The following is a 21,075-nucleotide window of genomic DNA, read 5'->3' as shown; positions in this document are numbered from 1 at the left end:
CGTTCACTCCATACTGTCGTCCGTACGAGGGGTTCCTACGCCGGCTGGGTGCGAGGCAGGAGGCGAGCATGATTCTGTCCGATCGGGATATCATCGAGGCACTGAAGACCGGCCGCATCAAGATCACCCCGGAACCAGATCTCGAGACACAACTCGGCGCGTGTTCGATCGACTTGCGCCTCGGGAATACGTTCATGGTGTTCGAGCACTCGCGTTTTTCCTACATTGATCCACGGCAACCGCAGTCGATCGGCGATGCGATGCGCACGATCGTCGTGCCGGATGGTGAGCCGTTCATCATGCAGGCAGGTGATTTCGCGCTCGCCTCGACGCTCGAGTACATCGAGATTGCCGACGACCTCGTCGGACGACTGGAGGGGCGTTCGAGTATCGCGCGCTTGGGCATTACGGTCCACAGTACAGCTGCACTCTTCGAGCCAGGCTGGGCGGGAACCGCGACGATGGAGCTCTCGAATCTCGGGCGTATGGCCGTCGCGCTGTATCCAGGCATGCGCATTTGTTCGTTTACGTTCGAGCAGCTGACCTCGCCGGCCCTCGTACCGTATCGGATGAAGCGCGGCAACAAGTACGCGGGCCAAAAGGATCCCAAGCCGAGCCGGCTGGCCGAAGAACTGGCGCTCGAGCGGCTGCGCAGTTCCTGAGCGTCATGGCTGCTCTTTCGCTGGCGTCGGTGTGACTCCGGCACGATGGTCCTCGTATCGTGCCAAGACGAACAGGAGCGAGGAGAGTCGGTTCAGGTACGCCAAGAGATATTCGTTGTGCACTTCGCCGTCATGATAGAGTCGCGCGACCAGGCGCTCGGCACGTCGTACGACGGTGCGAGCGAAGTCGAGTGCCGCCCCCTGAGCGGTATCGCCCGGTAGGACGAAGTGCCGGCCGATGGGAACGATCGCACCGAGTCGGTCGATCGTCTCTTCGAGATGCCGCACGTGTGTTTCGGTGATGTGGTATTTCTCCTGTTCGATGCCCGGGGCAAACGCGAGTTCGGCCATCATCACGTAGAGATCGCGCTGGACTCGGATGAGGATGCGCTTGGTCTTCTCGTCCTGAGCGAGTGCCCTTGCCAGACCGATCGCGGAGGTTGCTTCGTCCAGGGTTCCGAACGTTTCTGGTCGTGGCGCGTATTTCGGCACGCGGCCACCGAGGAGATCGGTGTATCCCTGATCGCCCTTACCGGTGTACAGCATCGTTGGCTCCTTCCGGTCAATCTTGCCGCTCGAATTGTCGAGCAGCGACCACGATCAGGACGAGTCCCAAGGCGAGCACGAGCAGCGCGTCCAGCGCTGGATCGAGCGGGCGTCCGAAGAGCGATACACCGAGTTGGTCGATGAGCGGCTGCGGTACCCCGGTCGAGGCGAGCACGATCCGCCGGATCGCGTCGATGCCATACGTGACCGGATCGAGTCGCGTCAGGACGAGCAGCCAGGATGGAAGGTTATTCAGTGGATAGAGTGCGCCGGAGAGGAAGAGGAGCGGGGTGACGAGGAAGTTCATCACCAGCCCGAACCCCTCGGTGGAGCGCATCCGTGCGGCGATGACGAGCCCGATGCTGGAGAGCGCGAAGGCGAGCAGAAAGAGGAGCGGGATCAGCACGAGAATTGCGCGCAGACTCAGGCCGACGCCGATGACCGGAGCCAAAACGAGCAGCAGGAGCCCCTGAAGCATGGACGTCGAACTCCCGCCCAGGGCTTTCCCTACGACGATCGACCAGCGCGGGATCGGCGCGACGAGGAGTTCTTTAAGGAAGCCGAACTCGCGATCCCACACCACCGACACGGCACTGAAAATCGAAGAGAACAGGACCGACATCCCGATGATACCGGGATAGATGAACTGGACATAATCCGGGCCGGCGGTCGCGCCACCGAGCCGTCCCATCCAAGGCGAGAGTCCGGCGCCGAAGATAGCCAGGAAGAGGAGCGGCTGGGCGAGTCCTCCGGCGATACGCGTACGGTCACGCCAGAAGCGCAGGAGATCGCGCTGCCAGAGCGTGAGAACACCGATGACTGCCCGCGTGGCGGAGGATGGTGGACGAACCTGATCGAGCAATTCGGCAGTTGCCATCGCGACTCCTCTCAGCGTCGCGCCCGCATACGCTCGCGGAACAGATCGAGTTCTGAAGCCTCCTCCTCACGGATCTGTCGACCAGTCAGGGCGAGAAAGACGTCGTCCAGCGAAGGACGACGGAGACTCGCCGACTGAATCGGTACGGTCAGCTCACGAATCAGTCTCGGGATCAGCTCGTCACCACGCTCAGCCTCGATACGCAGCGTCCCATCGACGAGCATCGGTTCGAGTCCGAACCGTGCACGCAATTCGTCGGCCGCTCGCTGGTCATCAGCAGTGGTGAGGACGACGATATCCTTGGCCACCCGCGCCTTGAGCGCTTCCGGCGTGTCGAGCGCGATGATCCGGCCGTGATCGATGATCGCGACGCGATCGCATTGTTCTGCCTCATCGAGGTAGTGCGTTGTGAGAAAGAGGGTCACACCTGTCTCGCGACGTAAGGTCAGGAGATACGACCAGATCTGACGTCGTGTTTGCGGATCGAGGCCAAGCGTCGGTTCGTCGAGAAATAAGACGTCCGGGGCATGGAGGAGCCCGCGGACGAGCTCGAGCCGGCGCTTCATGCCGCCGGAGAAGGTTCGAACCAGGTGATGCCGCCGCTCCCACAGTTCAACGAGGGTGAGAAGCTGTTCAGCCCTCGACCGCCAGAGCGCGCCCGGTACGCCATAGACGCGAGCGTGAAGCGCCAAATTTTCCCAAGCGGTGAGCTGCGTATCCAGACTGGGATCTTGAAAGATGATTCCGATTTTCTGGCGGACACGATCCGATTCATGCCGAACGTCGAAGCCAGCGACGCGAGCAGTGCCCTCGGTCGGGCGGACGAGCGTGCAGAGAATGCTGATCGTGGTCGTCTTGCCAGCTCCGTTCGGTCCGAGAAAACCGAAGAATTCGCCGCGCTCGACCGTGAAGTCTACGCCAGCGACAGCGATGATCTCGCCGTATCGTTTCACCAGACCACGGACCTCGATGGCCGCAGACATTCGTTCGCCCCTCTAGCTGCGACCGCGTCGCACCAGCTAAGTGTACTGCTGCGGGATGGACGTCGCCCGAATGCGCGATAGGCCCCGTCTTCGGACTTTTATGCATTTGTAACACTTTCTGTCAACACCGAGCCATCTGGGTCGCCGGTTTCCGATTAGACTCGGTAGGCGGGAGGGAGACGATGCGCTGGTCGTTGCTTGTGGCCTGGCTCGTGCTGCTGGTTTGGGGTGGGGCCAGTGCGATGCTGTTCTGGTCGAGCTTCAATCGGATCGTCGGAGGGTTCGCTTCGGGATCCGACTGGTTTCGTGGCGGAATCGGCATTGCCGGGGTTCTGCTCACCTTGCTCCTGGCGCGCTGGATTCTGGCACGGAGCGGGGCATTGGGGGAGGTGAGAGACGAGGTGGGACGAGGTTGTGGTGTGGCAGGGGAAGAAGCGGAGAGGAGTGGGGAGCATGTCGTCGGTGGAGCGGAGCGACGAGCGGAATGAACAGCATCCGGTCGGAACGTTGTTCCTCACGTTGATCATCTTGATCGTGATCATCGGGATCTGGTTGACGGTGTATTTCGACATGCTCGGGCGGGGGTGAATCGATGCGGATCGAGACGTACGAGCGGATCTTCATGGTCCTCGCTGGTCTCATGCTCGCGCTCGGCATCGTCGGTATCGCGATCGGTGCGCTGGTCGCTGGTGTCCATGTCCCCTCGCCGGCCGGACGCGTCGATCCGCGAGCGCTGTCGACAACGCCCCCGTTCGATCAGCCGGGTTTACGTGACTTGGGCGGTGGGAAGTACGAAGCAGTGCTCGTCGCTCGTGCTTGGCAGTTCCAGCCGAACGAAATCGAGGTACCGGTCGGCTCGACGGTCACGTTCACACTGGCGAGTTCGGACGTGATTCACGGTTTCGAGTTGACTGGCACCAATGCCAATGTGATGGTCATCCCGGGCCAGATCTCGCAGGTGACGGCCCGATTCGACCAGCCCGGTGAGTACCTTTGGGTCTGCCACGAGTACTGTGGTTTCGGGCATCACCAGATGTACGGGAAGGTGGTGGTGCGATGAGCGCGACAGCGCGTCCTCAGGCTGTGGCCGGTGGTGGAGCGGTCGCGCGGGAGGGCGTCTTCCTTGCTGAGCAGCTGTGGCCGATCAAGGGGCAGCTGGCGCTCGCCCTCATCGGTCTCGCCGTCGGTGGCCTGATGGGGCTCATGCAGGCGCTGGATCGTGTGGGCATCGTGATCTACAAGGGACTGCTACTCCAGAGCTATTATCAGGGTCTCACGATCCATGGAGTCCTCCTGGCGTTTCTGTTCACTTTCGGCTTTGGGAATGCGTTCGTCTCGCTGATGGCGATCCGCGGCTTCGAGCGGCCGCTCGCGAGCACGTTCCTCGTCCAGGGGGCGTTCTGGACGATGCTGGCCGGCACGCTGCTCGCAGCGTATGCCATCCTGCGGAATCAAGCGACGGTTCTCTTCACCTTCTACGCGCCGATGCGGGCGAGTTCACTGTTCTATCTCGGTGCTGCATTGCTGGTGGTCTCCACACTCCTGACGGCGTTGAACCTCGTCTTGACGCGCCGGGCCTGGCAACGCGAGCATCCTGCTGAACGGACACCGCTCCTGGGGTTCGTTGGTGTCGTCACGTACGTCATGTGGGCGCTGGCCTCGCTCGGAGTCGTCGTACTCGTCGTCTTTTTCTTGCTGCCCTGGCAGCTGGGATGGCTGAAAACGACCGATCCCCAGTTCAACCGCATTCTTTTCTGGTACACCGGCCATGCCATCGTCTATTTCTGGCTGATGCCAGCCTATATCTCCTGGTACCTGATCGTGCCGCGCCAGGTCGGGGGCCGTGTTTTCAGCGATAGCCTGGTTCGCCTCGTCTTCATCCTGTTGCTGATCTTCTCGGTGCCTACTGGGCTCCATCACCAGTACGTCGATCCCGGTATCCCGACCGTGATGAAGGTCGTCCACCTGTTCACGACGTTCTCGGTAGTGTATCCGAGCCTCGTTACAGCCTTCACCGTCATGGCGGCACTGGAGGACGGTGGCCGCGCTCGCGGTGGCCGGGGACTCTTGGGGTGGATCTGGAAGCTTCCCTGGGGTGATCCGAGTGTCGCTGCCCAGTTGCTCGCGATGCTCGTTTTTATCCTCGGTGGCGCGACTGGGATCGTCAATGCGAGTTATAACCTCAACAATGTCGTACACAATACGTCCTTCATCCCTGGCCATTTCCACATGACGGTGGGGACAGCGGTGGCTCTCTCCTTCATCGGGATCACCTACTGGCTGATCCCGTACCTGAGCGGCCGTGAGCTCATGGGGCGTCGCCTGGCGCTCGCTCAGGCGTGGTTGTGGTTCGTCGGTGTCCTCCTCTTCGCGCGTGGGCAGATCGCGGCTGGACTCCTCGGCGAGCCGCGTCGCTCGTCGATCGGAGAGGCACCGTACCGCGACCTCATCAGCGCCGGTCTCGACAACTGGTTGACCGCCATCGGTGGTACCCTGATGGTGATCAGCGGGGCGCTCTACTTCATCGTTATCCTCTGGACACTGTTAGCTGGCCGCCGGCTCGCCCAGCCGATGGAGATCCCGGTGGCCGAGATGCGGTTCGGTGCCCGTGAAACGGCGCCTCTCTGGGACCGTCTCGGTTTCTGGTTCCTCGTCGGTGTCATTCTGGTCGCGATCGCGTACATTCCGTTGTTCGTACTCTACTTGCCGCTCAACAGTGTGTCCCCACCGATCAAGGTCTATTGAGCTCTGCAAGGTAGGAGCGGGGTGGCGATGAGTTCCGCCACCCCGACCTTCGCTCTCTGCTCCAGGCGAGCGGTCAGTAGCGGCGACCGGCGTTCACGATTCCCCAGATGCTCGGCATTTCCCCGACCGGCACTTCGATGAGAATCGGTCGCGGATCCGCGACCGCATCGGCCACAATATCGCGGAGTTGCTCGGGCGTATGGACGCGAGCGCCCTCGATTCCGAAACTCCGCGCGAGCGCGACGAAGTCTGGGTTATAGAGGTCCGATGCGATGAACCGGCCACCGAACCGTTCCTTCTGAATGCGGCGGACGTTCCCATAGGCGTTGTCGTTGAAGACGACAGTGATGACATCGAGGCGGTGCTGCACCATCGTCGCCAGTTCCGGAAGATTGTAGAGAAAACCGCCGTCTCCATTGATCGAAAGCACGGCACGACCGGGATTCCCGGCCTTGGCTCCGAGCGCTGTCGCGAAACCGAAACCCAGCGTCCCCTGGTAGCCGGACGTCAGAAACGTGCGGGGCTGGTAGACGGGGAAAGCGTTCCACGTCCAGTAGCCGACCTGCGTGCTCTCGCTGACCACGATGCTGTCCTCGGGAAGCGCTTGGCGGAGCGCCATTGCGAACGACGCTTGCGGCTGGACTTCCCAGAGGAGATCGGCGACCCGCTCCTTCAAGGCTCGGAGTTCGCTGCGCCGTGACGCTCGCTGCTGGTTATAGAGGGGGAGTCGCTCCAGCAAGGCGGTGAGTCCTCGTTTGGCGTCGGCAACGATCCCGATCGTCGGAGGGTAGTTCCGGCCGATCTCCTCCGGGTCGATGTCCATCTGAATGACGGCCTGATCGTGCGGTCCCCAGTCGGACATCGCTGGCTGGAGGAAGCGCGTCCCGACGACCAAAATGACATCCGATTGCGGAGTGAGTTCTCGAGCGGCGATGATGTTCTGCGCGAGATCGTGTCGGTCGTCGAGTGCACCTTTGCCGTCCATCGTGAGGACGACCGGTGCCTCGAGTTGTTCAGCGAGCTCCCGCAGCTCGTTCCACGCTTCGGCGACGAGTACACCGCCCCCGGCGAAGATGAGTGGACGCTCGGCTTTCCCCAAGAGCTGAGCCGCTTGTTCGATGAGTTCCGGATCCGGTTCGGGTGGCTCCGGGCGTATCGGTGCGACGAGTTCGACCTCGGCAGCCTTCTGGAGCACGTCTGGGGGGATTTCCAGCGCGACGGGACGTGGCCGTCCGCTGAAGAGTTGTTCGAACGCCTCGTGTACGCGCCCTGGAACGTCTTCCGGTGTCGTCACCCGTGCGACCCACTTGGTCACCGAACGGAGCGTTTCGAGCTGGTACGGGATTTCATGCAAGAATCCTCGCCCTTTGCCGATCTGATCGGATGGGATTTGGCCGGTGACACAGAGGACGCGCGAGTTACACGCGTAGGCGGTCGCGAGACCTGCCATGGCATTCAGTACACCAGGACCGGGGACGACCAGACACATCCCGATTTTGCCGGTGGTTCGAGCGTACCCGTCAGCCATGTAGCTCGTTGCCTGTTCGTGGCGTGTGTGGATCACGCGGATGTGGTCGCGAGCCTCGTAGAGTGCGTCGAACGCCCAATCGAGTTGCACACCGGGAAGACCGAAAACGATTTCGATCCCCTCCTGCAAGAGTTGCGCCACCAGCGCTTGGCCGCCAGTCAGAACCGGCATCTCTGTCTCCTTTCCGCCGAAAGCGAGCGGAGCGTCCCCTGTACGTTTCGCTGCAAGAGAGCGCTCCGTTGCGCAGGAAACCCGGCCGGACGGTGCAGGGAACGGTCGGAACCGTCTAGGCAGCGTTGCCTCAGCGCCATTCTAGCGGAAAGTGTTCGCGCTGTCCGTGAGGATGTCGATGCGACGCAGAAAGGCGAGCAAGATGTCATTGAATGCATCCGGATTATCGACCGGAGCACCGTGTCCGGCCTCGGGAATTTCGACGACCTCAGCGTTCGGCAGGAGTTCAGCGAGGGCGAAAATCGTGCGCCGGTAGGCGGCTTGTGTCTCGGCTCCGTAGACGAGCAAGGTCGGTCGGTCGAGTGCCGCCAGCGGTACTGGTCCGGGATCGAAGGCCAGGACAGCCTCGATCCAGGCTGGTGTACTGAACACGTTGCGGCGCCACTCCTCCAGGCGGCGCTGTCCAGCCTTCTGGCGCCAGTCAGGACCGAGGCGCGGTTCCAGGAAATGGGCTAACGCCTCGTCGATCCGGTCAGCGGCGAGCAGCGCACGAACGAGATCTGCCGATGCACGCAGGCGCTCCCGCTCGTCCTCGCCAGCGAGCGCAGGGAGCGAGGGTTCCACGAGAACCAGTCCCTGCACGCGCTCCGGTCGCATCAGTGCCAGTGCCAGCGCGATCGTCGCTCCGAGCGAGTTTCCCAAGACGACTGCAGTCTGCACATGTTCCGCATCGAGCACGCTCACGGCGTCGAGCGCTGCTTCCTCAATGGTCTGTCGCGGCATCGGGGGCGGACTCATGCCGTGTCCGCGCAGGTGCGGGAGAAGCCAGCGGAATCGTGGCAGGCGGAGGACCTGGTGGATCCAGTTGGACGTGCCGACCAGAATTCCGTGGAGCGCCAGGAGCGGCGGGCCTTCTGCGCTGACCCGCCGCTCATAGGCCAGTTTCGTTCCATTGGGTGTCGTTGCCCAACAGAGCTCGGTGACGCTCACACCCTCACCCTTCGAGCAACAATCGCTCGGGATCTTCGATCAACTCCTTGACACGGACGAGGAAGAGCACCGCTTCGCGCCCGTCGATGATGCGGTGGTCGTACGTCAGCGCAACATACATCATCGGCCGGATAACGATTTCCCCATTGACGACGACCGGCCTGTCCTCGATCTTGTGCATACCGAGGATACCGACTTGCGGCGGGTTCAAGATCGGTGTGGAGAGGAGCGAACCGAAAACGCCCCCGTTCGTAATGGTGAACGTCCCGCCACTCAAGTCTTCGAGCGTCAGTCGTCGCTCGCGAGCTTTGCGGGCCAACTCTTCGATTTCTCGCTCGATTTCCGCGAACGACTTCCGGTCGGCGTCCCGCACGACCGGGACGACCAATCCTTCGTCAGTCGCGACAGCGATACCGATATCGTAGTAGTACTTGACGACGATCTCGTCGCCCTGAATCTCCGCGTTGAGCAAGGGGAACGCTTTCAGCGCACCGACCACGGCTTTGGTGAAGAACGACATGAATCCGAGGTTGACACCATAGCGCTCGCGGAACTGCTGTCGCCAGCGGTTGCGCAGCGCGATCACGGCACTCATGTCGATCTCGTTGAACGTGGTGAGCATCGCAGCGGTGTGCTGCGCCTCCACCAGGCGACGCGCGATGGTTTTCCGACGCTGGCTCATCCGGATGCGTTCCTCGCGTCGGCCAGCGACCGGGGTGACGATCGGCGGCGGTGCAACAGGAGCAGCGGTCTCGATCGGTGCCGACACGGGTGGAGACGGAGCGACGGACGGCGGTGTGGGGGCGACTGCCGTCGCTGCGCCATCAGCCGGTTGCGGTGCTGCGCGATGCTGTGCCACGTAGCGCAGGACATCTTCGCGGGTTACGCGTCCACCTTCGCCGCTCGCGGGAACTTGACTCAGGTCGACCCCATATTCTTCGGCCAACCGGCGCACGGCAGGAGTCGCGCGCACAGCTGCAGCTCCGGGCGCAGGCGGTGGCGCGGCTGCTTGCGACGATGGTGCTGCTGGTGCTCCTGCCCCGACAGCGGCTTCAGCGGGTGGAGCGGGTACTTCGGCTGACTCCGCGATGAGCGCGATCACTTCGCCGACCGTGACCGTCTCGCCCTCGCGCTTCAGGATGCGCTCGAGCACACCGGCGTGTTCCGCAGTGATTTCGACATTGACTTTCTCGGTCTCGAGCTCGACCAGGACGTCACCGACCGCGACTGGCTCGCCCTCGCGCTTGCGCCAGGCACCGATCACGGCTTCGACGATCGATTCCCCCATCTGCGGGACACGGACTTCGACTGCCATCCTACTCCCTCTGCTTCCGCATCAGGCCGGCACAGCCGGTTCCGGTACGCCAGCGAAGGCTTCCGCGATGATGCGCGCTTGTTCGCGTTCGTGCGCATCGGCGTGACCTTCGGCCGGACTCGCTCGTTCGGGTCGACCGATGTAGCGCAACGTGCGGTCGCCGAGCAGCGCCTGGAGACGCGGTTGGACGAACGTCCAGGCACCCATGTTCTTAGGCTCTTCCTGCAGCCAGACCACATCCCGCGCATTGGGGTAGCGCGACAAGAGAGCGGCGATTTCGAGTTCCGGGAACGGATACAGCTCCTCCAGACGGAGAATCGCCACGGTGCGTGCTTCTGAGAACTGCGGGCTCGTCACGAGGTCGACGTAGACCTTTCCGCTGCAGAAGATAAGCCGTGTCACTTCCTCACGCCGATCGGCCGCGTGCGGGTCATCGAGGACTGGCTGGAAGGTGCCTTCGGCGAGTTCCCGCACCGCTGACATCGCCCGTGGGTGGCGCAACAAACTCTTCGGTGTCATCACGACGAGCGGACGTGGATCGACCGCTCGGAGGGCAGCTTGCCGACGGAGCAAGTGGAAGTACTGGGCAGCCGTGGTGCAGTTGGCGATCCGCACGTTGTCTTCTGCCGCGAGCTGGAGGAAGCGTTCGAGGCGTGCACTGGAATGCTCGGGTCCCTGCCCCTCGTAACCGTGCGGCAGGAGAAGCACGAGAGCGGAGCGCTGGCGCCACTTGGCCCAGCCGCTCACGATGAACTGGTCGATGATCACCTGGGCGACGTTCGCGAAGTCACCGAATTGCGCTTCCCACAGCACCAGCGCTTCGGGAGCCTGAACGCTGTACCCGTACTCGAAGCCGAGTGGTGCTGCCTCGGAAAGCGGGCTGTTGTACGCCGCGAAGCTCGCTCGTGCAGCTGGCATCCGTTGCAAGGGAATGACGCGTTCTCCGGTCTCGAAGTCGTAGAACGCGACGTGGCGCTGACTGAAGGTGCCACGAATCGTATCCTGACCCGCCAGCCGGATCGGTACCCCCTCGGCGAGCAGGGAGGCGAAGGCGAGGAGTTCGGCGTGTGCCCAGTCGACCTGTTCCTCGCGCTCCACGGCCTCGAGGCGCCGCTGCAGCTGGCGATGCATCTTCGGGTTGAGGTGGAAGCCTTCGGGTAGGGAATGTGCCTGCCGATTGAGCTCCTTGAGTCGATCGAGGGGGACGCTCGTCGTGACACTCGGCGTGCGTCGATCCCCGTTCGAGGAACCATTGGTGAGGAGCGTGGGCTTCGCTTCGCTCTGTAGCTTCTGCCGGATCTCTTGGAGTAACGAGAAGTAGCGTCGTTCGAGCGCGTTCGCTTCTTCCTCGGTCACGATCCCCTCAGCGAGGAGGCGCTTGGCCCAGAGCTCGCGCACGGTGGGATGCTGGCTGATAACCCGGTACAGAACCGGCTGCGTGAAGGTCGGTTCGTCCGCCTCGTTGTGCCCCCACCGGCGATAACCGATGAGATCGATCAGAACGTCCTTGTGGAAGCGTTGCCGATACGCGAACGCGAGACGAGCTGCCGTCAAGCAAGCCTCGGGATCGTCAGCGTTGACGTGGAAGACAGGAATTTCGAAGCCGCGCGCTGGATCCGACGCGTACAGCGTCGAACGGCCTTCTTGTGGTTCGGTCGTGTAGCCGAGCTGATTGTTGACGATGATGTGGATCGTTCCACCGGTCGAGTATCCGGGAATGCCGCTCATGTTGAGCGTCTCAGCAACAATCCCCTCGCCGGTGAAGGCCGCATCCCCGTGGATCAGAATCGGAAGGCAGGCATCGACGTCCTGCGTCGGGAAGCCAGGCTGATCGCGGCGTTCCTGCAGGGCGCGGGCCATTCCCTCAACGACCGGGTCGACGAACTCGAGATGGCTGGGATTGTTGGCGAGGATGACTTGGAGTTCGCCCGTGGCACGGACGCCGCCCATATGGTACTTGACGTCGCCGGTGTAGCCGAGCGTGCCACCTTCCGTCTGCGCGACCGACTCCCGGTGGTCGAGTCCCATGAACTCCGCGAGGATCTGTTCGTACGGCTTCCCCAGAACGTGTGCCAGGACGTTCAACCGGCCGCGATGGGCCATACCCATGGCGACCTTCGGGATGCCAGCGGCGGCCACCTGGCGAAGCACCTCGTCGAGGATCGGCACCAGCATGTCGGTACCTTCGATCGAGAAGCGCTTTTGCCCGACGAAGGCACGATGGAGGTAGCGCTCGAAGACCTCGACCGCAGTCAGACGCTCCAAAAGGGCGCGCTTCCCCTCAGCGTCGAGCTGGACGCGATAGCGCCCGGACTCGATCGCGTCCTCGAGCCACTCCCGTTCGGCACGCTCCTGAATATGCCCGTAATCGAACCCGATGGTGCCGCAATAGATTTGGCGGAGACGGTCGATAGCGACGAGTGCATTCGGAGCGTCCTGCGCCACTGGCCCTCCGACCAGAGCCGCGGGCAGTTGGGCAAGGTCGTCTTCGGTCAACCCGTGATAGGCGGGATCGAGCGCCGGATCCCCGGGCGGAGAGCTGCCGAGCGGATCGAGCCGGGCGGCACGGTGCCCGCGGTGGCGAATCCGTTGCGCCAGCTGCACGGTCGCCGCCACCTTCGAAAAATCGAACGCCGGCCCGGTTACGACGGCGGCCGGCGTCGGCGCTTCGAGTTCGGCGAGGCGAGGTCCCCACTGCTCGAAGAACGCTCGCCAACTCGGATCGACGGCCGAAGGGTCTCGCCGGAACTCCTCATACAATGCGATGACATAGCCGACATTGAGCCCGGTCAGGCGCTCCAACGCGTCTCGCACATCCTGCATCACACCAACCCACCTCGTGCGTGCTGACACCGACTCTGCGGGGTGGTGCCTGCGCCTAGATTCCGAACAGCACACACCACCTGCCGGCGGATGTCGCATACCAATGATACCCCTAATCGTGGCGTGGAGACAGCACGGTGTTCGGTTTTCTTGGACGAACTATAAGCGTTCGTTCTGGGCTGAGGTCGAGCGCCCCGGAGGGTCGATCGGTTTCCCTGTAGCGAGTTGGGTAAGCTGCTCCTCCGAATACACTGCACGCGGATCGATGGCGTGAACCATCGCGGCGATGCGGAGCGCGGCGAGTTCCGGGTCCTCACGTGATCGTGCCTCGAAGCGTTCCCAGATTGCCTCTGGAATGCGCTGGCGCAGGCGAAACGTGGTAAAGTCGTACATCGGCTGCAGATCGTGATCGCGGCGTGTCGCGTAGCGCGCGAGTGCCTGATCCAGCGCACTCGTCGCTGGGTCGGTCGTCGCTAGTTCTTCGACGAGCATCCTGGCGCTGCGCGCGGCGTCGCCCATTCCCTGAACGGTGTGGGGATCCTTGTGGCATCCCGCATCACCGACCAGTACCCAGCCTGGTCCATGCGCAGTTCGGAAGAAATTGGGCAGCTGACCTGTCCCACGAATCGGCGCGACACGGCGCCCGCTACAGACACGCTCCCATGCTGCTGGAATCTTCGCGAGACCTTGCTCAAAATGTCGGTAGACCTCCGTGCGGAACGCTCGGAAGGCGCGGTGTTCGACACCGTACCCGACGAGCGTCAATCCGTGGTCAGCAGGGAAGAGGAAGGCCGCGGCATACTCGGCACCGATCTCTGGATACGTGCCGCGGAACGCAAGCGCTGCCGGTTCGGGGTCGACGGCCAGTCCTTCGTAGTACGTGTAATACCAGGCGAAAAGCGGCGGAACGCGATCGTAGGAACGCGCACCGACGAGGCGCGCGATCGTGGAATCCCGCCCATCAGCGCCCACCACCAACGGTGCCTGTGCGCGCCACTCCCGGCCAGCGTACTCGACGACGACGCCGCGCACTCGCCCGTCGGCCCAGAGAAGATCGCGAGCGCGAGCGCGGGTCAAAAACGTTATTTCCGTTCTGGTACCCAGTTGCTCGACTAGAACGGTGTCGAGAATCTCCCGCCTGATGCACAGTGCGAAATCGTATCCGCCGTGATTCGGGAACGGTGCTTCGGCGTAGGGAAAGCGGAGCCAGCGGATCCGCGGTGCCGGGATCGCCAGAACGGGAACATGGAGGCCGAACGCATGCAGAGCAAGAAGCGTGTCGGAGAAGAAGAGATGCGTGGAAAGCGTCGAGCGAGGGAACGCCACACGGTCGACGACCAACACTCGCCAGCCGTGCTTGGCCAAGCCGGCGGCAGTGATGCAACCGGCGATACGCGATCCAACGATGATGGCGTCGAAGGATCCGAGTTCAGCAGGCACCGTTCGCGTCCTTCCCGGACCAACACTCGCTGGAGCGTCACTCACCAGGGTGATCCCTGGCGGACAGTCTGATTGTGGCATCACCGACCCTCCGGGGCTCAGGGGCACGCTTGCGCACACAAGGGCTGCGATCGCAACAGCGCCTCGGTTCTCCAACCGCCTTTCATCGATTGCCCTTCGCTGGCGGAGCGGCGTAGACTGGGCGAGGCGATGGCGACTGCCCAGGAGCCGTCGTGCCGCATCGATGAAAGGACTGACGAAGCGGTGGACGCCTCAGATCCGAGTGTGGATGGCTCGCGTGCCCCCCGCCTGACCCCGTAGGTCCCGCCAGCGGCCCTCCGGGGCGGTCGGGAGCGGCCAACCGTAGTACCGGGGGCGCTGGTGCGTCGGGATATCCCGCTTGACCGGGTCCGGATACCTGATCGTGCTCCGGTCGCTGAATGCGTCGCTGGGCAGATCGCTGGCGAGCCGTGGACGCGTCGCAATCGGGAGCACTGCCTCGGCTCGAGGCTGGGAAGGGGGCCGCATGACGACGGAAATGAACGTACGGAGCATGCTCGAGGAAGCCCTCCAGCGCAAGGATCGGGAAGCGCTCCGTGCAGTGCTCTGGGACCTGTTCGATCAGGGGTGGCTCCCAGCGATCCTCGAGGAACTCGATCCTGCCAAGCTCGTCGCACTCGTCGAGGTTCTCGGCGTGGAAGAGTTCACGGATCTTCTCACGAAACTCGGGCCTCCACCTGCAGCAGCGGTATTGCTCCGGCTCGGCCATGCCGCGCGAGACGTGCTTGAAGAAGTGCTCTGGCGGTTGTTCGAGCACCGTCGGCTCGTCGGCTTGCTCCGAGCTCTGCAGCCTGCGGAACTGGCTGCGTTCGCCGAGCTACTGGGTGACGAGACCTTCGGCGAATTTCTAGCTGAACTCGATCCGCAGGATGCTGCCGACATACTGGAGCGACTGAGCTCGGCGGAAGCCGCTGATGTCCTCGAGGCGATGGCTCCCGACGATGCAGCGGACGTGTTCGCCCAGCTGGATCCCACTGAGGCACGGCAAATACTCGTAGAGATGGAGCCACTCGAAGCGAAGGAGCTTCAGGAGCTTCTCAGCTATCCGCCGGATACGGCCGGCGGACGGATGACACCAGCCTACGTTGCGTTGCTGCCTGACGTGCGGGTCGATCAGGCGATCGCGGCGCTGCGCAAGGTCGCTGAGGAGGTGGAAACGATCTACTACGCGTACGTCGTCGACGAGGACAATCACCTGCTCGGCGTGGTCTCGATGCGAGATCTGGTCTTGAGCCCTCCGTATCGCACCATCGGCGAGATCATGGAGCGCGATATCGTCAAAGTGCGGGCGACCGCGGACCAGGAGGAAGCTGCGCGGCTCCTCGTCGAGGAAGGGCTCCTTGCGATTCCGGTCGTCGACGAGCAGGACCGGCTTCTCGGCATCATCACCGTCGACGATGTCGCGGACATCCTCGAGCGGGAAGTCACCGAGGATATCGAGCGACTCGGTGGTTCGCAGCCGTTGGAAGTGCCATACACACGGGCGACGCCGACGTATCTCTGGCGCCGCCGGGCCGGTTGGCTTCTCCTGCTCTTCGTCGCTGAGATGTACACTGGAACGGTGCTCCGCCACTTCGAGCAAGAGCTGGAAGAAGCGATCGCGTTGGCTTTCTTCGTCCCGCTCCTGATCGGTACCGGTGGGAACGCCGGTTCGCAAGTCGTCACCACGCTGGTACGAGCCATGGCGGTGGAGGGGATTTCGCTGCGTGATTTCTTCCGTATCTTTCCGAAGGAGTTCATCGCTGGGCTTCTGGCTGGCCTCACCATGGGTATCGCGGGGTTCCTCCGCGCTGAGATTCTGGGTGTCGATCCGGCTATTTCCCTGACAGTCGGCACGGCACTCTTCTGTATCGTGCTCTGGGCGGTGACGGTCGCGACGCTCTTGCCGCTCGCGCTCAAGAGGCTGGGCATCGATCCCGCCGTAGTCTCCTCCCCATTTATCGCGACGCTCGTCGACGGCACGGGCTTGGTCATCTACTTCAATGTCGCACGCTTCATTCTCGGCTTGCACAGTTGAGCGAGCCGTCGCATGCTGGCGCTCAGGCAGGAGGGTGACGATGGTGCAGGTGCATGAGGTTGAGCCAGGTTGGTATGCGATCGATTTGGCGTTTCAGCACGTTCCCCACGTCATCGCGTCCTATGTGTTCGTCGGGCGCGAGGGTGCGACAGTGGTGGATACGGGGCCGCAGACGACGCTGCCGACCTTGCTCGCTGCGCTGAGCGAGCTCGGCATCGGCGAGGCGGAGGTGCGGAATCTCGTGCTGACGCATATCCATCTCGATCACGCGGGCGCTGCTGGACACGTGCTCGAGCGGTGTTCGAACGCCCGTGTCTTCGTGCATCCGGTCGGGGCACCTCATCTGGTCGATCCCAGTCGGCTGTGGGCGAGCGCTGCCCGGATCTACGGCGACCGCATGGAGCAGTTGTGGGGGGAAGTTCGTCCGTGTCCCAGCGACCGGGTCGTCATCGTGGAGGACAACGAGACGATCGAGCTCGGCGGTGGTCGCTGTCTTCGGGCCTTGGCGACTCCCGGCCACGCCTCGCATCATCATGCCTACCTCGATACGGCGAGCGGTTCGCTCTTCGCTGGTGACGTCGCGGGCATCCGCATCGGCGGCCAGCGCTTCGTCTTCCCGCCGACGCCACCGCCTGATATCGATCTCGGTCAGTGGCGGCGGAGTATCGAGCGGTTGCGCCAGCTTCGGCCAACGCGACTGTATCTCGGCCATTTCGGGGCCGTCGACGATCCTGAATGGCACTTCGACGATCTGCTGGCACGCTTGTTCCTCTGGGGAGGTTGGATCAGCGCACAGCTCGAACTGGGGCAAGAACCGGAGGCGATCGCCGAACGGTTGCGGGAGCTGACCGAGGCCGAACTGGGTCAGCTCGCTGGCGGTGCAGCATCGCTCCCAGCGTACCAGTGGGCATCGGGCAGTTACCGCATGACGGTCGATGGATACGCCCGATACTTCCGCTCGCACCGCCCGTTCGCGAGCGGCATATAGCATCGGGGGATGAGGATGGTCGAGCAGGCACTTCGCCAACGGGCCTATCGTCTGATCGTCCTTCTCGGTATGGTCAGCCTGCTCGGTGATGTCACCTACGAAGGCGTGCGGGGCGTCACCGGCCCGTATCTGGCTCTCCTTGGTGCGAGTGCCACGGCTGTGGGGCTCGTCGCTGGGCTCGGTGAGTTCGTTGGATACGCACTCCGGACGGTGGCCGGCTACGTCGCCGATCGTCTTCGCTCGTACTGGCTTTTGACCTTCGTCGGGTATGCGGCGATCGGTGCCTTGCCGTTATTGGCTCTCGTGCATCGCTGGGAACTTGCAGCGTTCTTGATCGTCCTGGAGCGACTCGGGAAGGCGCTGCGCACACCATCACGCGATGCCATCCTCTCGCATGCGGCGAGTCAGGTCGGGCGAGGCAAAGGGTTCGGTCTTCACGAGGCGCTCGACCAGCTCGGCGCACTGATCGGTCCGGCGCTCTTCGCCCTGGCACTCGCCTGGGATGGCACTACTGGATATCGCGTCGGATTCGCCTTGTTGAGCCTGCCGACCTTGGCGACCGTGCTCGTGCTGCTCGTCGCCTGGCGTGGTGAACCCGAACCGGAGACCCTGGAAACGCACCATCCAGTACCTGTGCCCGTCGGAGGGAGCAGCCGGTTGTCAGCTGCGTTTTGGCGCTATGCAGCCTTTACGGCTGTGACGACGCTCGGCTTCGCCCCGTTCGCGTTGCTCTCGTACCACTTCGAGACGCAGCATCTGGTTCCCGCTGCGACCATTCCGTTGCTCTACGCGCTGGCGATGGGTATCGACGGCGTCGTTGCGCTGTTCGCCGGGTGGGGCTACGACCGCTTCGGATTGGTCACGCTTGCGGCGGTGCCGGTGTTCACAGCGCTCGCTGGTGTTGCTGCGTTGCAGACACATGTGTCGCTGGTGGTCCTCGGTCTCATCGCCTGGGGTATTGCGATGGGATTGATCGAGACGACGATGCGTGCGGCAGTCGGCGATCTTTCTCCACGCGACGTCCGGGGATTCGCCTACGGTATCTTCAACACCATCTTCGGTGCAGCCTGGCTCGCCGGGGGCGTGCTGCTGGGGATCCTGTACGAGCGCGTCGGGCCGAGCGAGACAGCACTCGCGATCGTCGCCATCCAGGCGGCCTCCCTGCTGTTCTTTTTCGGTCTCGGAGTGGTGCGAGCACATCGGACGTACCGGAGCTGGACGACTGTCTAAGTCGAGCACCGTGCGAGCGCTTTGACAGTGAACGAGTCGGTAGTCGTTTGGTCGCGCCGCTAGTCCTGGTTCCTTCGTCGTGCGGCGCGATGTCGCCCGAGCCACTCGAGCAAATCGGACAGCGAGCGCGTATTGAGCACGTGCCGTGTCTCCGCCCAGCCGCGACGCGCGGTCGCGACCGACCAGCGCATATTCTCCAACTGTCGTGCCGAGTGGGCGTCACTGGTGCAGGCGATGAGCACACCGCGCTGGATGGCGCGTTGCACCCAAATATCGGGCAGATCCAGGCGATCGGGCTGCCCGTTGACTTCGATCGCGACCCCGAATTCAGCAGCTGCCTCGAGCACAGCATCGAGGTCGAGGGCATACGGCAGGCGAGAGTTGAGGAGTCGCCCGGTCGGATGGCCGAGCAGATCGACGTGCGGGTTCGCCAGAGCACGGATGACTCGCTCGGTCATGCGTTCCTCGGGTAAGTCGAAGGCGCTGTGGACCGAGACGATCACCACGTCGAGCTCGGCGAGCACCTCGTCAGGATAGTCGAGCGAGCCGTCAGGGTGGATGTTGACTTCGGCTCCCTGAAGAATCCGGAACGGCGCGTAGCGCTCGTTGAGCTCGTCGATACGTTGCCGTTGCTCGCGCAGGCGCTCGGGCGTCAGCCCTCTGGCGACGGTGAGCGAGGGCGAATGGTCGGAGATGACGATGTACTCGTACCCGCGGGTGATCGCTGCCTGGACCATGCGCTCGAGGGAATCGTGCCCGTCGCTCCAGTCGGTATGGGCGTGGAGATCGCCCCGTATCTCCGACAGTTCCACCAGTTTGGGCAGCCGGTGCTCGAGCGCGGCCTGGATCTCACCGCGGTTCTCGCGGAGTTCAGGAGGGATCCAGTCCATGCCGAGAGTCGTGTAAATCTCCTCTTCCGTGCGGCTAGCCAGTCGCTTACCGGTCTCGTCGAAGAGCCCGTACTCGGAAAGCTTCCAACCACGCTCCTGGACCATGGAACGGAGTGCGATGTTGTGTTCCTTCGATCCAGTGAAGTAGAGGAGCGCCGATCCGTACTCGTCGGGATGAACGACCCGCAGGTCGACTTGCAGGTCTTCGCGGGTGAGAATCGATGGCCGGGTCGGGCCGACGGCGAGGACTTCCTTCACGATCGGCAAATGCGTGAATGCTTGAACGACCTCCTCGGGGCGATCGGACGCGACGAGAATATCGATATCGCCGATCGTCTCCTTCATCCGTCGCAGGCTGCCGGCAGGAGCGATCGCCCGCACTGCTGGCTCGTCACGCAACAAGGAGACGACGGTTTCCGCGACTGGCAGGGCGACACCGAGGAGGAGACGCTTGGTCCGCTGCATCAAGCGGGCTGCCTCGCGCGCGATCCGCTCCTCGAGTTTTTCGCCGAAACCGGGTAACTTGCACAATTTATGATTCTGGGCTGCCTCCAACAACTGCTGGATGGTCGTAATGCCGAGCTTTTCGTACAAGACGTGCGCGCGAGCGGGGCCGATGCCAGGGACTTCGAGGAGGTTGACGGCTTGAACCGGCACTTCTCGCTTCAGCTCCTCGTAATATTCGAGTTTTCCGGTACGCAGGTACTCCTCGATCTTCGCCGCGATCGCCTTACCGACACCGGGAATCTCGTCCAGCCTACCCTGGCGGGCGAACTCTTCGATGTCGGCGTCCAGGTCGCGGATATTCTGAGCGGCAATCGTGTAAGCGCGGATCTTGTACGGATTTTCGTTCTTCAGCATCAAGAGTTCTGCGATATGTTCGAGTAGGACTGCGACTTCCTCGTTTCTCCGCATGGTGTCACCCCTCTCTCGGCGCCTGCTCGCTGGCCAGCTCGTGCAGCCACGCATGGAGAAAGCGAGCGGTCGCCCGAACGATGGCCCGGACTTCGTCCGGGAGGAGTCCGGTCACGGCAGCGATCCGTTCGTCGTCCCAGCGATCGAGCACCGAGAGCAAGTAGAGTTCGCGCCACTGGTCGGGAAGTCGCTCGAGCAAGGAATCGAGTATTCGCCGTGCTGCCTCGTCCTGCAGCAGATCGTCCGGGAGCGGGAGATCGGGATCCCCGAACACTGCTTCGAGTCGTGCCAGGACCGGCTGGCTGGGTGGCCGATGCTCTTGCGGAGCCGGGGGCGTGCGCGTCTCGGATGGACGGTGGCGCTGGCTGTGTCGCTCCAGTGCGACACGGTGCACGGTGTCCCGTGCCAAGTGGCGCAGCCAGGCGAAACGGTCACGCGGGAGGTGCGGCAGGCGCCGGATCTCGTCGAGTGCACGCTGATAGGTAGCGAAGGCGAGCTCTTCAGCATCGAGGTCCTCCGGCTCGACGAGCCCGGCGGCGACCTCGCGCGCGATGGCTCGGTAGACCGTGCGCAAGATAGGGAGGTAGAGATCGAGTCCCTCGCGATAGAGCCAGCGCTCACGCTGCTCGATCTCGTCCGCTGAGAGGTGCGGCGGCCGCGCTATCGTGCGTGCAGCCGCTTGGAGTTGCGTCGTGAGGCGCCGTCGGGCCTCCTCGTATGGCGTGGCGGCGAGTTTGCGACGGAACGCGTGGAAATACGGATCTTGGAACACCATCTCGGTTCCCTCCCCCGCCGGTACTCGACAGTGTCGAGCATACCGAGTGTGCACGTCGCTGTCACGTGGGGGCGCACGGAGCGAAGTGTAGCCAGGTGAGCAGCGTATGCGGTATTCAGT

The 21,075-nt window shown here is 63.2% G+C and carries 18 protein-coding genes; 8 read left to right on the top strand and 10 right to left on the bottom strand.

Features of this window, described 5'->3' with window-relative positions:
- Positions 1–68: 68 nt before the first annotated feature.
- Positions 69–662, top strand: coding sequence for a dCTP deaminase (dcd, locus tag OO015_RS02255; protein WP_265939362.1), 594 nt, complete (start codon positions 69–71; stop codon positions 660–662).
- A 3-nt stretch (positions 663–665) separates the two neighbouring features.
- On the opposite strand, the gene OO015_RS02250 is transcribed toward dcd, so the two are convergent.
- From OO015_RS02250 to OO015_RS02240, 3 genes are read right to left on the bottom strand one after another with little or no spacing between them, the layout of a single operon-like run.
- Positions 666–1,208 (bottom strand): cob(I)yrinic acid a,c-diamide adenosyltransferase, encoded by a 543-nt coding sequence (locus tag OO015_RS02250; RefSeq protein ID WP_265939360.1) that lies wholly within the window; start codon positions 1,206–1,208, stop codon positions 666–668.
- A gap of 16 nt (positions 1,209–1,224) precedes the next feature.
- Positions 1,225–2,085, bottom strand: a complete 861-nt coding sequence (locus OO015_RS02245) for an ABC transporter permease (protein ID WP_265939358.1) — start codon at positions 2,083–2,085, stop codon at positions 1,225–1,227.
- An 11-nt stretch (positions 2,086–2,096) separates the two neighbouring features.
- On the bottom strand, positions 2,097–3,068 hold the full coding sequence (locus OO015_RS02240; protein WP_265939357.1) for an ATP-binding cassette domain-containing protein: 972 nt from the start codon (positions 3,066–3,068) through the stop codon (positions 2,097–2,099).
- Positions 3,069–3,250: 182 nt separating this feature from the next.
- Between OO015_RS02240 and OO015_RS02235 the strand changes: the two genes are divergently transcribed.
- Genes OO015_RS02235 through OO015_RS02220 form a run of 4 tightly spaced genes read left to right on the top strand, consistent with a single transcriptional unit; the run spans position 3,251 to position 5,813 of the window.
- Positions 3,251–3,556 carry a hypothetical protein gene (locus tag OO015_RS02235; protein WP_265939356.1) on the top strand — a complete coding sequence of 102 codons (306 nt, stop codon included), beginning with the start codon at positions 3,251–3,253 and terminating at the stop codon, positions 3,554–3,556.
- Positions 3,522–3,656, top strand: coding sequence for a cytochrome c oxidase subunit 2A (locus OO015_RS02230; RefSeq protein ID WP_265939354.1), 135 nt, complete (start codon positions 3,522–3,524; stop codon positions 3,654–3,656). The genes OO015_RS02235 and OO015_RS02230 overlap by 35 nt, the downstream gene beginning before the upstream one ends.
- 4 nt (positions 3,657–3,660) lie before the next feature.
- Positions 3,661–4,128, top strand: a complete 468-nt coding sequence (locus OO015_RS02225; protein WP_265939352.1) for a cytochrome c oxidase subunit II — start codon at positions 3,661–3,663, stop codon at positions 4,126–4,128.
- Positions 4,125–5,813 (top strand): cbb3-type cytochrome c oxidase subunit I, encoded by a 1,689-nt coding sequence (locus OO015_RS02220; RefSeq protein ID WP_265939350.1) that lies wholly within the window; start codon positions 4,125–4,127, stop codon positions 5,811–5,813. Before OO015_RS02225 ends, OO015_RS02220 begins: the two co-directional genes overlap by 4 nt.
- A gap of 73 nt (positions 5,814–5,886) precedes the next feature.
- Here OO015_RS02220 and OO015_RS02215 read toward each other — a convergent pair whose 3' ends face one another.
- The 5 genes from OO015_RS02215 to OO015_RS02195 form a co-directional block, all read right to left on the bottom strand.
- Positions 5,887–7,512 carry a thiamine pyrophosphate-dependent enzyme gene (locus OO015_RS02215; RefSeq protein WP_265939348.1) on the bottom strand — a complete coding sequence of 542 codons (1,626 nt, stop codon included), beginning with the start codon at positions 7,510–7,512 and terminating at the stop codon, positions 5,887–5,889.
- A 141-nt stretch (positions 7,513–7,653) separates the two neighbouring features.
- Entirely contained in the window at positions 7,654–8,502 is an 849-nt protein-coding gene (locus OO015_RS02210) for an alpha/beta fold hydrolase (RefSeq protein ID WP_265939346.1), read from the bottom strand.
- Positions 8,503–8,506: 4 nt separating this feature from the next.
- Positions 8,507–9,817 (bottom strand): 2-oxoglutarate dehydrogenase complex dihydrolipoyllysine-residue succinyltransferase, encoded by a 1,311-nt coding sequence (gene odhB, locus OO015_RS02205; protein ID WP_265939344.1) that lies wholly within the window; start codon positions 9,815–9,817, stop codon positions 8,507–8,509.
- A gap of 21 nt (positions 9,818–9,838) precedes the next feature.
- Positions 9,839–12,640, bottom strand: coding sequence for a 2-oxoglutarate dehydrogenase E1 component (locus OO015_RS02200; RefSeq protein ID WP_265939342.1), 2,802 nt, complete (start codon positions 12,638–12,640; stop codon positions 9,839–9,841).
- Between the two features lie 159 nt (positions 12,641–12,799).
- Positions 12,800–14,080: an NAD(P)/FAD-dependent oxidoreductase gene (locus OO015_RS02195; RefSeq protein WP_265939340.1), complete on the bottom strand. Its 1,281-nt coding sequence runs from the start codon at positions 14,078–14,080 to the stop codon at positions 12,800–12,802.
- Between the two features lie 526 nt (positions 14,081–14,606).
- Here OO015_RS02195 and mgtE point away from each other — a divergent pair.
- The 3 genes from mgtE to OO015_RS02180 are packed head-to-tail and all read left to right on the top strand — an operon-like array spanning position 14,607 to position 18,375.
- Positions 14,607–16,157, top strand: a complete 1,551-nt coding sequence (gene mgtE / locus OO015_RS02190) for a magnesium transporter (protein ID WP_265939338.1) — start codon at positions 14,607–14,609, stop codon at positions 16,155–16,157.
- A 40-nt stretch (positions 16,158–16,197) separates the two neighbouring features.
- On the top strand, positions 16,198–17,145 hold the full coding sequence (locus tag OO015_RS02185; RefSeq protein WP_265939336.1) for an MBL fold metallo-hydrolase: 948 nt from the start codon (positions 16,198–16,200) through the stop codon (positions 17,143–17,145).
- A 15-nt stretch (positions 17,146–17,160) separates the two neighbouring features.
- A complete protein-coding gene (locus tag OO015_RS02180) occupies positions 17,161–18,375 on the top strand; it encodes an MFS transporter (RefSeq protein ID WP_265939334.1) in 1,215 nt (404 codons plus the stop codon).
- Between the two features lie 59 nt (positions 18,376–18,434).
- Here the strand turns inward: OO015_RS02180 and polX are convergent, their stop codons facing one another.
- Both polX and OO015_RS02170 read right to left on the bottom strand, forming a co-directional pair.
- Positions 18,435–20,180, bottom strand: coding sequence for a DNA polymerase/3'-5' exonuclease PolX (gene polX / locus OO015_RS02175; RefSeq protein WP_265939332.1), 1,746 nt, complete (start codon positions 20,178–20,180; stop codon positions 18,435–18,437).
- Positions 20,181–20,184: 4 nt separating this feature from the next.
- Entirely contained in the window at positions 20,185–20,955 is a 771-nt protein-coding gene (locus OO015_RS02170; protein WP_265939330.1) for a hypothetical protein, read from the bottom strand.
- Positions 20,956–21,075 lie beyond the last annotated feature (120 nt).

The organism is Thermomicrobium sp. 4228-Ro, assembly GCF_026241205.1.
Taxonomy (GTDB): domain Bacteria; phylum Chloroflexota; class Chloroflexia; order Thermomicrobiales; family Thermomicrobiaceae; genus Thermomicrobium.
This window is presented reverse-complemented; position numbering and strand designations above follow the sequence as displayed.